This is a genomic window from Arthrobacter sp. ISL-72, from assembly GCF_018613755.1.
Taxonomy (GTDB): Bacteria; Actinomycetota; Actinomycetes; order Actinomycetales; family Micrococcaceae; genus Arthrobacter.
This window is the reverse complement of sequence record NZ_JAGGPP010000022.1, coordinates 110,912-121,951: the sequence shown is the minus strand read 5'-3', so window position 1 is coordinate 121,951 and position 11,040 is coordinate 110,912. Positions and strand designations below refer to the sequence as shown.

Annotated in this window: 12 protein-coding genes; 3 read left to right on the top strand and 9 right to left on the bottom strand. The window is 68.1% G+C overall.

From position 1 onward, the window contains the following. Positions 1-107: 107 nt before the first annotated feature. The 3 genes from J7I92_RS17935 to J7I92_RS17925 all read left to right on the top strand — a co-directional run bounded on the left by J7I92_RS17935 (position 108) and on the right by J7I92_RS17925 (position 2,867). Entirely contained in the window at positions 108-1,064 is a 957-nt protein-coding gene (locus J7I92_RS17935) for an alpha/beta fold hydrolase (RefSeq protein WP_214842722.1), read from the top strand. A 26-nt stretch (positions 1,065-1,090) separates the two neighbouring features. Then, positions 1,091-1,945: an alpha/beta fold hydrolase gene (locus J7I92_RS17930; protein WP_214842738.1), complete on the top strand. Its 855-nt coding sequence runs from the start codon at positions 1,091-1,093 to the stop codon at positions 1,943-1,945. 85 nt (positions 1,946-2,030) lie between these two features. Next, a complete protein-coding gene (locus J7I92_RS17925; protein WP_214842720.1) occupies positions 2,031-2,867 on the top strand; it encodes an alpha/beta fold hydrolase in 837 nt (278 codons plus the stop codon). 102 nt (positions 2,868-2,969) lie between these two features. On the opposite strand, the gene J7I92_RS17920 is transcribed toward J7I92_RS17925, so the two are convergent. From J7I92_RS17920 to folP, 9 genes are all read right to left on the bottom strand, one after another. Then, positions 2,970-4,457 (bottom strand): DHA2 family efflux MFS transporter permease subunit, encoded by a 1,488-nt coding sequence (locus J7I92_RS17920; RefSeq protein WP_214842718.1) that lies wholly within the window; start codon positions 4,455-4,457, stop codon positions 2,970-2,972. Between the two features lie 140 nt (positions 4,458-4,597). Next, entirely contained in the window at positions 4,598-5,527 is a 930-nt protein-coding gene (locus J7I92_RS17915; RefSeq protein WP_214842716.1) for a pantoate--beta-alanine ligase, read from the bottom strand. A gap of 1 nt (position 5,528) precedes the next feature. Next, positions 5,529-6,449 carry a Rossmann-like and DUF2520 domain-containing protein gene (locus tag J7I92_RS17910; RefSeq protein WP_214842714.1) on the bottom strand — a complete coding sequence of 307 codons (921 nt, stop codon included), beginning with the start codon at positions 6,447-6,449 and terminating at the stop codon, positions 5,529-5,531. Beyond that, the gene (locus tag J7I92_RS17905) at positions 6,442-8,139 is read right to left on the bottom strand and encodes a PH domain-containing protein (protein ID WP_214842735.1); all 1,698 of its coding nucleotides are present in this window, start codon (positions 8,137-8,139) and stop codon (positions 6,442-6,444) included. The genes J7I92_RS17910 and J7I92_RS17905 overlap by 8 nt, the downstream gene beginning before the upstream one ends. Positions 8,140-8,153: 14 nt before the next feature. Beyond that, positions 8,154-8,666 carry a PH domain-containing protein gene (locus J7I92_RS17900; protein ID WP_214842712.1) on the bottom strand — a complete coding sequence of 171 codons (513 nt, stop codon included), beginning with the start codon at positions 8,664-8,666 and terminating at the stop codon, positions 8,154-8,156. After that, complete coding sequence (locus J7I92_RS17895; protein ID WP_214842710.1) at positions 8,647-9,174, bottom strand: DUF3180 domain-containing protein; 528 nt, start codon at positions 9,172-9,174, stop codon at positions 8,647-8,649. The genes J7I92_RS17900 and J7I92_RS17895 overlap by 20 nt, the downstream gene beginning before the upstream one ends. A 2-nt stretch (positions 9,175-9,176) precedes the next feature. Next, positions 9,177-9,731, bottom strand: coding sequence for a 2-amino-4-hydroxy-6-hydroxymethyldihydropteridine diphosphokinase (gene folK / locus J7I92_RS17890; RefSeq protein WP_214842708.1), 555 nt, complete (start codon positions 9,729-9,731; stop codon positions 9,177-9,179). Beyond that, on the bottom strand, positions 9,728-10,087 hold the full coding sequence (gene folB / locus J7I92_RS17885) for a dihydroneopterin aldolase (protein ID WP_214842706.1): 360 nt from the start codon (positions 10,085-10,087) through the stop codon (positions 9,728-9,730). The genes folK and folB overlap by 4 nt, the downstream gene beginning before the upstream one ends. Before the next feature lie 9 nt (positions 10,088-10,096). Continuing rightward, positions 10,097-11,032: a dihydropteroate synthase gene (folP, locus tag J7I92_RS17880; RefSeq protein WP_214842704.1), complete on the bottom strand. Its 936-nt coding sequence runs from the start codon at positions 11,030-11,032 to the stop codon at positions 10,097-10,099. Between the last annotated feature and the right edge of the window lie 8 nt (positions 11,033-11,040).

Below are 11,040 nucleotides of genomic sequence, written 5' to 3'. Positions count from 1 at the left end.
TCCCACCGTATGACTTTGCCGCGCTTTTGGAGCCATTATCTGGACAAAAACTCGCGGGGAAGTCGCAGGAAGGAGCCCGAAGGAGGGAGGGGAATAGACTCGGGGCTGTGGAGATTCGGACGATCAGGACGGACGACGACGGCGGCGGTCACCTTGAGGTGCATTCCTTCAGCCCTGCTGCGGTGCCCGCCCTGCACGCAGGGGGCGAAACACCTGGTGACCCTGGCGGCGCCGGCCAGCCCGGCGTCGTCGTAATTCATGGAACCCTGGTGACGGACGCCCTCTACCGGCCGTTCGCCATGAAGATCGGCCGCCTGCTGGGGCGGCCCGTCCACACCTACAACCGGCGGGGCCGCGGCGGCTCTTCGGGGCAACCGGCCGACTACTCGGCGGCGACCGAAGTCAGCGACCTCGCGACCATCATCCGGGCAACCGGCTCCACCGACGTCGTCGCACACAGCTACGGCGGCTTCGTGGCACTACAGGCAGCCCGCACCGAACCCATCCGGCGGCTGGTCACGTACGACGCCGCCGTTTCGCTGTCCGGCAGCCTCAGCCGCCGGTGGCGTCCCGAACTCGAATACTCCATGGCGGCGGGACAGCTCGACCACGCCTGGGCGCACCTCGTCCAGGGCCTCGAAACCGCCGGCCCGGTCTCCAAACTCCCGCTCGGCGCCCTGCGCATGCTGAGCATCCTATCCGCCCGGACCCGCCTCGGCGCCGAGATGAGGCAGCTGCTGCCCACCGCCGTCGCCGAAATGCGGGCAGTCCTCAACGCCGACGCCGCCCTTGAGGACTTCACCGGCATCACCGCACCCACCCTAATGCTCAGCGGCGGCTGGAGCCCGTCGTACTTCGCTGAAACCGGCCGCCAGCTCGCGGCCGCAGTGCCGGCGATCGACTTCGCACTGGTGCCGGGCCAGCTCCATGAGGGTCCGCTCCGCCCGGGGCACCGGCTGGCGCTCACCACCGCGCGGTTCCTGGCCAACGACGTCAACCTGCGGCTCCGGCGAATCCGCGCCGCCCGGCACCCGCTGGGCAACCGCTTTAGGATGGGCCCGTGAAGGAAACCCGTGAACGACAGGGATCAGTGGAGCAGCAGCTCATCACCACGCACGACGGCGGCCGGCTGGCTTTGTACAGTTACGGAACCGTGGATGCCCCGGGTGAGCGCCGGATTGTGGTGATCGGCGGGGCCTTCCTCACCGCACTGATCTACCGGCCGTTTTCCGAGGCACTGTCCAAGGGCCTGGGCGACGGCTGGGCGGTGGACGTCTACGACCGGCGCGGCCGCGGCGACTCCACCCCGCAGCCCGCCGACTACTCCATGGCCACGGAGATCGCCGACGTCCGGACCATCATGGATGCCACCGGCGCCCGCAACCTCTTCGGCCACAGCCTCGGCGGTTCCGTGGCGCTGAACGCGGTGCAGCAGTTCACGGGTACCTCTTACGTTCCGGACAAGCTTGCCGTCTATGACGCCGCCGTGAACATCGACGGCAGCATTGACACCGACTGGCTGGACGGTTTTGAAGAAGCCGTCAACAACGGCAAGGTGGGCCATGCCCTGGCCCACCTGAAGAAGGCAACGAAGCCCGGATCGGCGATGGCCAGGATCCCCGAACCGGTCCTTGCCGGCTTGATGGCCCTCGTGTCCCGCACCAAGCTGAACAGGATGTTTAGCGAGGTCATGCCCAGCGCCGTGGAAGAGCTGCGGGCCGCCTACAACGAGGCCGACCATGCCCGGGACTTCAGCGCGCTCCCCGCCGCCACGCACTTCATGGCTGGCGGCAAAAGCCCCAGCTACTACAAGATCACCGCCCAGCGCCTTCACGCCGCCGTGCCGGGAAGCAGCTATGAGCTTTCTCCCAAAGGTTTCCACGGTTCCATCCCGGCCGCCGTGAAGGAACTCGTCACCGACATCTCCGCCTACTACAAGCGCTGACCGCCTGCTGGGGATTTCCTGCCGGCTGCCCCCATGGCCCGCCCCGTTGCTGTGCGGTTCCTGCCGCCCCGGGTAGGCTCGGAACATGACGCGCGAGAACATCAAAACACCCGACGGCGGAACGCTGGATCTCTACACCACCGGGGCCGAGCTGGCTTCGGCGGGCTCGGGCGTCGTCGTCGTTCAGGCCTCCATGGTGACCGCCGCGGACTACACCCGCTTTGCGCAGAAGCTGAGTGCGTCGCTGGGCCGGCCGGTGCACACATTCAACCGCCGCGGGCGGGGCGGATCCTCCCCGCAGGCAGAGGACTACACGCTGGACGCCGACATCCGGGACCTTGACACCGTGATGAAGCATACGGCCAGCACGGATGTCTTCGGCCACAGCTTCGGCGGGGCCGTGGCCCTGCATGCGGCCCGCACGCTGCCGGTGGAGCGGCTGGCGGTCTACGATCCCGCCGTCTCCGTGAACCACAGCGTCAAGGCGGACTGGATCGCGGAATACGAACGCGCCTCGGCGGCCGGCGACGACGACCGCGCCCTTGCCGTGCTCATCAGGGGCCTTGAGACCGGCGGGGCCTTGTCCTCACGGATGCCGCTCTCGATGCTGACCCTGGCCAACAAGCTCACCGCCGGAACCCCGGTGGGCAAGCAGATGCGGGAGCTGATGAAAGCCGGCGTCCGCGAGATCAAAGCGATCATCGCTGCGGACATGCCGGCGGAGCCGTTTCTGGCGCTGCCCTTGGAGACACTCATTATTGTCGGCGAGAAGAGCCCGGCCTACTTCGGCATCGCGTGCGGGCAGATCCACGACGTCCTGTCCGGATCGAGCTACACGATCCTCCAGGGCGCGGGGCACGACGGCGTCAACCGGGCGCCGGACAAGCTGATCACCGAGCTCAGCGAGTTCTTCGCAGGCTGACGGGGCCCCCGTCCTAAAGCGCGCCGTCCTAAAGCGCGAACGGACACTTGCGGCCCCGGGAAGAGGGCCTCAAGTGTCCGTTCGCGCTCAACGGGTCAGTGCTTAGTGGGCGGCCGGCACCGGGTGTTCTGCTCCGGCCGTCTTGCGCATCATCGCGGAAAGCACGACGGCGGCGACGGCTATGAGGGCCGCCGTCAGGAACGCAGCGTGCATGCCTGCGACGATGCCTGATCCGGCCGACACCACTGCATAGATCGACACCAGCAGCGCAGTTCCGGCCGCACCGGCGACCTGCTGCAGCGTGCTCATGGTGGCCGAGCCGTGCGAGTAGAGGTGCGGCGGCAGCGGGTTGAGCCCGGTGGTGAACGCCGGGGTGAACAGGAGCGCCAAGCCGAGGCTCAGCACCACGTGCAGCACCACGATCCACCAGACGGCCGTCTCGGCATTCAGCAGGGAGAACTGCCAGAGGGACAGCACCATCATGACGGAGCCGGAGACGGTGAGCGGAAGCGGGCCCACCTTGTCGAAGACGCGGCCGATGACCGGTCCGAGCAGACCCATGGCCAGGCCTCCGGGCAGCAGTGCGAGGCCGGTTTCCAGGGACTTCAGTCCCCGGATTTCCTGCAGGTACAGCGGGAGCAGGATGACGGCGCCGAAGAGGGCGATCATGGCCACGACCATCAACGACACGGACACCGTGAACATCCGGTAGTTGAATGCCCGCAGGTCCAGGAGCGGGCCGTCGGATTTTTGCAGTTTCAGCTGGCGGAACACGAAAGCCGTCATGGCCACCAAGCCGATCGCAAGGGCCGCGACCGCCGTCGTTCCCGGTCCGCTTTGGCCGCCGTGTCCGCCGCCGATCTGGCTGAGGCCGTACACCAGTCCGCCGAAGGCCGGGACCGTCAGCAGTACGGACAGGATGTCCAGCCGGGTCTTCTCGGATTCGCCGATGTTCGTGAGATAACGCGCTCCGATGGCGAACGATGCGAGTGCGATCGGGAGGACGAAAACGAACATAAAGCGCCACGAGAAGTGCTCAAGGATCATCCCCGACACGGTGGGGCCCAGGGCCCGTGCCACGGAAATGGCGATGCTCACGTTGCCCATCACCGCGCCGCGCCGTTCCAGGGGGACCAGCGTGAGGATGGTGGTCATCAGGAGCGGAAGCATGATGGCCGTTCCGCCGGCCTGGACGATGCGTGCCAGCAGGAGGATTTCGAAGCCGGGGGCCAGCGCGGCCAGGAGCGTGCCGCCCGAGAACAGGCCCATGGCGAGCATGAACACCGCGCGCGTTGAGAGGCGCTGCAGGATGAACCCGGTGGTGGGGATGACCACGGCCATGGTGAGCATAAAACCCGTGGAGAGCCACTGCACCGTGGGAGCGTCAACACCCAGGTCCACCATGAGCCGCTGGAGGGCGACGTTCATGATGGTCTCGTTGAGGATCACCACAAACGTGGCAACCAGCAGCGTGACAATGATCGTGACGGATTCCCGGGACATCTTCGCCGGAGCTGCGGCCAGCGCTCCCTCTGCAGGCCGGGCCTGCACGGGATCACCGTGGGCATTGGAAGAGACGTCTGTGGACATGGAGATTCCCTCAGAGAGATGTGATGTGGTTTCCGGCGAGCTGCGTCGCTGCAGTTTGCAACAGTGTATCCCGCGGGGTAATTCCCGTCATTGGAAAAACTATTCGGGAGCGCCCTCTCCATCGTGGGTCCCCGCCGCGCTCAGGAGCTGAGCGGCACGTTGTCAATCAGCCGGACCGGGCCCACCTTGGCTGCAATGATGGCCAGGCCTTCCCCGCGGAAGGGAGTCTCCTTGCAGTTCTCGGCCAGGGGCTCGAGGGTCGCCGGGTCCACGACGTCGAAGTAGTCGAGCCCTACCAGCGGCTGGGATTCCACCAGCGCCTGGGCGGATTCCAGGTCGAGGGGTTCGTGCGCGTTGGCCCGCCCCTCGATCAGCCGAAGGGCCCGGGACAGGACCAGGGCAGCATCGCGTTCCTCGTCCGAGAGGAACCTGTTCCGGCTGCTCAAAGCCAGCCCGTCAGCGGAGCGCACCGTCGGAACGGCCACGATCTCCACGGGAAAATTCAGGTCCGCCACCATCCGCCGCACCAGTGCCAGCTGCTGGGCGTCCTTCTGGCCGAAGTAGGCGCGGTAGGCCGGCAGGCCTGCACCGGCACCGGTCACAAAGGCGCCGCCGCCCGACAGCCCTGCCCCCGGAAACCCGTAATGCAGCAGCTTGGCCACCACAGTGAGTGCACCGTCGAAGTGGCCGGGACGTGAAGCGCCTTCCCATTTTTCCGCCAGGCGGCCCGCCGTCACCCGGACCAGGGGTTCGCCGCCGGGATAGACCTCCTCCACGGACGGTGCGAACACCAGGTCCACACCTTCGGCGTCGAGGAGTTGCAGGTCCGCCTCAAGGGTCCGGGGGTAGCGGTCCAGGTCCACGGCCTCGCCGAACTGCAGCGGGTTGACGAAGATGCTGGCCACTACCACGTCGTTTTGTTCGACGGCGGTGCGGGCCAGGCTGGCGTGCCCTTCGTGCAGCGCGCCCATGGTGGGAACCAGGCCCTGCGAGGAACCCTGCTTCTCCGTCAGCAGCCGCGCGCTTTCAGCCCGCAATTCTGCTGCGGTGGTTACGAGTTTGATCGCCAAGTCAGTCTCCTCCAGTGGCCTGCGGGCCGTCGTCGTCCGTAGCGTCCAGGGCTGCCCGGATGTCATCCAGCTGCTTCGGTTTGAGCAGCCCGCGGCTTTCAGCGCGGCGTGCCGTGGCCCGGGCCATTGCCAGGTAGGCCTCCAGAATATCGCCGCCGGCACCCGCATCGTTTTCCCGCAGTGCCTCGGCGTGGGCGGCCACCGTGCCAACGTCGCCGCGGGCCACGGGCCCGGTCAGTGCGGTTTCGCCCGAGGCCAGGGCGTTCTCCAGCGTGGCGCGGAGCAGCGGTCCCAGCATGCGTTCGGGGGCTTCGACCCCCACTTCACGCAGCAGCTCCGAGGCCTGCGCCACGAGCGTGACCATGTGGTTCGAACCGTGCGCCAGGGCGGCGTGGTACTGGGTGCGGTCAGCCTCGGCGATCACCACCGGCTCGGCGCCCATCTCCACCACCAGGGCCTGCGCAATGGGCAGCATCGGAGCATCGGCCGTGACCCCGAACGTGCAGTCCAGCAGGCGGGTGAGGTCGAGGCTCATGCCGGTGAAGGTCATGGCGGGGTGCAGGGCGAGGGGGACGGCGCCCGCGGCCCGCACCGGACGCAGGATCCCCACGCCGAAGCGGCCCGACGTGTGGGCAACGAGCTGTCCGGGCTGCCAGGCGCCGAGCTTCGCGAGGCCATCCACCAGTCCGCCGAGCGCGTCATCCGGAACGGCCAGCAGCACCAGCTCGGACCGTTCCACAATGTCCTGCACCTCGAGCACCGGCACCCCGGGCAGCAGGCTGTCCGCCCGTTCGCGGCTCGCCTCCGAAACTGCGGAAACCCCGACGACGGCGTGCTCGGCAGCGCGGAGCGCCGCACCCAGGACGGCACCCACCTTGCCGGCCCCGATGATTCCGATGCCGAGACGTCCTGGCTTAGCCATGTTCCGGGCCTTTCTGCTGGTCCTGCCGGTGATGGGGCGTGTGGAGATCCGGGGTTTCGGGGCCAGGCCCGGCCGGCGGGGTATCGGCTGGCGCGGCCTCGCCGGTCGCGCCGGCCTCGCTCACCGCGGCGACCGCGGCGACCGCGGCCGGTGCGGTCTGTGCCACCTGCGCGAGCCATTGCTCACTGGTCTGGCGCTTGCGGGCTTCCCGGGCCCGCGCGGCCTGGGCATCGAACAGGGCGCGGGCTTCGTCCAGTCCGGCCTGGATGAGCCGGGGCGACACCGGTCCGGCGGTGGTGTGCAGGACAAGGTCCGCGACCCGGAAGCGCCGAGCCAGCGGCCCCTGGTGCAGGGCCATCGACTGGGTGCGCTGGTGCGGAACCACCACGAGTTCGCGCCACACCCGGCCGGAGCGGATCAGCAGCGCAGTGGCCGTGGCGGTGAAGCCGTTGCGTCGCCAGCCGAGCGGCGCCAGCAGCCGCACACGGCGCGGACTGGTGACGAACCCGCCCTCGGCCTCTCCGGGCTGAGCCGCTTCCGCGCCGGACCGCTCCCCCGCCGGCGCCAGCCCCGTCAGGCCGGCAGAAAACACGCGTACAGGTTCCGGGGTGCCCGGGTCCGGGAGCACCAGGGACAGCATCCTCATGACGTCGTCCAGCAGGCCCACGGGCAGGAGTGTGGTGCGTGTGGCGCCCTCCCCGTTGCTGCCGGCGTTTCCGTAGCCGGCCACGTTCACTTGCATGCGGTACCAGCCGAAAATCCGCCACAGCGGCGGCTGGGTCACCTTCAGCGCCTGAATCCTGCCGGGCGGGAGGGTCTGCGCCAGCGTATCCAGCAGCCCGTAACGGAGGCGGATCCCGTCCGGGGAGATGGCGGCAGTGAAGTTATAGCCCTTGTTGAACGAACCCCAGTAGGCCGCGGCCAGGCCCAGCGCGGCGGGGATCAGATAGAAATAGAAGCCGCGGTTCTCAGTGACGGCGGACAGCACCACGGACGCCACCGCGCCGAGCACCACGAAAAAACTCTGCTCGCTGAGGAGCAGCGAACCGACCAGGCGCGACGGCGGCACGGACAGGACCGCGTATTCCGGCGCCTCCGGCAGGGCTGCCTGCGGGCGCTCCGGGTCCGGTTCCAGCCCTGCGGCCCGGGCCAGGATGGTGGCCCGCAGCTGGCGGGCGTCGTCGACCCGAAGGTAGGCGAGGCGCACCGCTGATTCGCCGGCGTCGGCCACCTCGAATTTGAGTTCAGCAAGGCCGAAGATCCTTGCGAGCAGGGGCTGCACGATGTCGATGGCCTGGACGCGGTCCAGCCGGGCCTGGCGCTGCTGCTTGAACAGGAAGCCGGTGTTCACGCGGACGTAGCCCTCGGCGACCTGGTACCGGGTGAAGTACCAGGTCATGATGAACCCCAGCACGGAGAGCAGAAGGACCAGCCCGCCGCCGGCGAGCAGGAACGGCACCCGCCCCTCGTACAACTCGTCCAGGAGGGGGCGGCCCTGCAGCATTCTTTCAAAGATGTCGCGGCCAAAGAAAAAGCAGATGGCGGCCAGTGCCACCCAGCCACGAATGAACGGTGAGGCGGGATGCACGCGCTGCCACTCGCCGTCGGGCCTTCCGGAAACCTGGCCGGCAGGCTTTCCCGGCGCGTGGCCGGCAGTTCCGGGGACGGGCCCGGAACCATCGGATGTCACGGCGCGGTCAGAGGTCACAGCCCGGCCAGCCGGGCGGCGCCGCGCGCCGAAAGCTGCTCGCGGAGCCGGGCGCCTTCGTCGGCGGGCAGGCCGGGGATCTCCGCGTTGGTGCCGGCCGAAGCGGTGTGCAGCTTCAGCGTGCACAGGCCGAGGCTGCGTTCCACCGGGCCCACACCGATGTCCACGTACTGCATCCGGCCGTAGGGAACCACCAGCGTGCGCTGGAAGAAGATGCCGCCGCGGATCAGGAGGTCGTCATCACGCTCGGCGTATCCAATGGCGCGGACCTGACGCGGGATGAGCGCCAGCCGCCAGAGGGCCAGGACCAACATGACCGCCGGCACCGTGACGGCCAGCCACAGCGGCGGCCACGTCCACCAGCCCATCAGCGTAAACGCGAGCGGCAGCGACAGCACGGCCAGGGCGATGAGGTTCCCGATTGCCCATTCGACCAGGCGGACAGTCACGTACTTGGGCGAAACCCGGAGCCACGCGATGCCCGGCGGGTCAATCGCCTCGGTAGGCATATTCACCTTCCCCCTTGGGTTTGCGGGCGCCCCTTCCGGGCAGTCCGGACGCCCCGTCGGCGTCGCCGTCTTCGGGCGGGATCCGGCAGAAGCGTTCCACCACAAGCCCCACGACGATCATGGCCAGTCCCCCGCCGCCCATGGAAAGCGCCAGCCAGGTGATTCCCTGGTCGCTGCGGAGATTCCAGAGCCGCAGCAGGTCCAGGAAGATGCCCGCATGCCAGCCCAGCAGCACGGCTCCGGTGTAGGCGCAGGCCTGGGCGAGGACCAGCGTCCACGCCGCCAGGATGGGGTTCAGCATTTTCTTTTTCTTGCCGTTCCGCCAGCGCAGGACGCGGATCCCCAACACCAGCGTGAGCGCCACAATCACCCCCATGGTCACCAGGCCGGTCTGGGGCAGCACCGGGGTGGCCAGGCCGTAGCGCGTGGTCATAACAGCCGCAAACCAGCCGGCTAAGGCAAGGACGAGCCCCACGACGATCAGCAGGAAGGGATTGATTGGTTTCACGCCTATTCCACTGCTCCCGCCGTGGGCAGGCCGTTGAAGTCGCCAAAACCGTCGAAGGGGGCAAGATCCGGGAAGTCCGCGGCCCGGGCAGCCAGCTCGCCCACCCGGACGCCGTTGAGCTCGGCGGACGGGTCGATAAGCGACCACGGATAGAGCACAAACGCACGTTCCGCGGCCCGGGGGTGGGGCAGGGTCAGCACGGGATCGGAGCTCACTACATCCCCGTACACGATGATGTCCACGTCCAGCGTCCGCGGACCCCACCGGACTTCGCGGACCCTGTGGTGTTTGTTCTCAACCGCCTGGCAATGGCGCAGCAGCTCGGACGGCGGCAGCGAGGTCTCCACCGTCATCACCATGTTCAGGAAGTCCGACTGGCCCTCGGGACCGCCCACCGCCTTGGTCTGAACCACCGGGGAGACCGCGATCAGGCGGACTTCCGGCCGGTCCACCAAGTCGGCGACGGCGGTGGAGAGAGTGTCGTTCCGCTCCCCCAGGTTGCTGCCGAGGGCCAGTACCGCGCGTACGTAAGGGTTGTTCGAGTACGGCGGGTTCATGGCCGCCGCCGATGCACGCTGACGGAGACGTCGCCGAACTCCACTTCGATGGGCGCCTTGGGCTTGTGCACTGTGATGTCCACGGCGGCAAGCGGGAACTCCTGCAGGAGGTCATCGGCGATGCGCACGGCAAGGGCCTCGATCAGGTTCAGCGGGTCGCCGGTGATCCAGTGCTTGATGCGTTCGGCCACCTCGCCGTAGTGGGCGGTGTCCAGGACGTCGTCCGAGGCGGCGGCCTTGGTGAAATCCAGGTGCAGCACGGCATCAACGATGAACGGCTGGCCCTCGCGGCGTTCGAAATCGAACACCCCGTGATGGCCGACGGCGGTAACACCGCTCAGCGTGATTGTGTCCATCGTGGCTGCCTAGGTAGTGGGACTGGTGTTGCTGACCGGTGCCGGGGACATGCGTGCGGCAACTTTGACGGCGTCAAGGCTGGGTCCGACGTCGTGCACGCGGACGGCCCAGGCGCCGCGCGAGGCGCTGATGGACGTGATCGCGGCGGTGGCGTGGTCCCGTTCCTCCGGCGCGGCTGCCTTGCCCGCGACGGTCAGGAGGGTGCCGAGGAAGCGCTTGCGGGACGCTCCCACCAGGATCCTGTGGCCAAGGGCCTCCAGGGGCGCCATGTTCCGCAGGAGCTCCCAGTTCTGCTGGTCGTTCTTGGAGAAGCCAAGGCCCGGGTCCACGATGATCTGTTCCGGTGCCACCCCTGCCGCGTACAGCTTGTCCCGCACGCCCACGAGTTCGGCGGCGACTTCCTCCGCCACGTTGCCGTATTCGGCGAGCGAGTTCATGGTTTTGGCGTCGCCCCGGCGGTGGGTCAGCACGTACGGAGCGCCGGTGCGTGCGGCAAGTTCGGCCATCTCAGGTTCCATGGTCAGCCCGGAGACGTCGTTGATGATCGTTGCGCCTGCCTTGAGGGCCGCGGCCGCCGTTGACGCGTGGGTGGTGTCGATGCTGACCAGGGCGCCGGCCTTGACCATGGCTTCAACGACGGGCAGGACCCGGCGCTGTTCTTCGTCCGGGCTGACTTCCTCTGCACCGGGGCGGGTGGATTCACCGCCGACGTCGATGATGTCCGCGCCGGCGTAGAACATCCGGAGGCCCTCGGCGATGGCGGTGTCCGGCGTCGGGTGCTTGCCGCCGTCGCTGAAGGAATCCGGGGTGACGTTCAGGATGCCCATCACCAGCGTGCGGTCCTTGGGGAGATCTTCAAACTTGGCTGCCGGCCGCGGTTTACGCAGGATTGGCAAGGGGCTTGTTGCGGGTCCGGTTCCAGGGGCTGCAGCTAGGGAGTCCATAGTCTGTT